The organism is Pseudoalteromonas sp. P1-26 (genome assembly GCF_001401795.1).
In the GTDB taxonomy this organism is placed as follows: domain Bacteria; phylum Pseudomonadota; class Gammaproteobacteria; order Enterobacterales; family Alteromonadaceae; genus Pseudoalteromonas.
Map to the genome: position 1 here is coordinate 1 of NZ_LKDX01000138.1, position 516 is coordinate 516.

At 51.4% G+C, this 516-nt stretch carries 1 rRNA gene; it reads right to left on the minus strand.

The window, feature by feature from the left end:
• A 23S ribosomal RNA gene (locus AN394_RS21280) occupies positions 1-516 on the minus strand; the annotation flags it as partial.

Here is a 516-nt window from a genome sequence, read left to right on the forward strand (position 1 = left end):
TTTGAATCCGCAGCTTCGGTGCATAGTTTAGCCCCGTTACATCTTCCGCGCAGACCGACTCGACCAGTGAGCTATTACGCTTTCTTTAAAGGATGGCTGCTTCTAAGCCAACCTCCTGGCTGTCTGGGCCTTTCCACATCGTTTCCCACTTAACTATGACTTTGGGACCTTAGCTGGCGGTCTGGGTTGTTTCCCTCTTCACGACGGACGTTAGCACCCGCCGTGTGTCTCCCGGATAGTACTTTACGGTATTCGGAGTTTGCAAAGGGTTGGTAAGTCGGGATGACCCCCTAGCCTTAACAGTGCTCTACCCCCGTAAGTATTCGTCCGAGGCTCTACCTAAATAGATTTCGGGGAGAACCAGCTATCTCCCGGTTTGATTAGCCTTTCACTCCTAGCCACAGGTCATCCCCTAACTTTTCAACGTTAGTGGGTTCGGTCCTCCAGTTGATGTTACTCAACCTTCAACCTGCCCATGGCTAGATCACCGGGTTTCGGGTCTATACCTTGCAACTA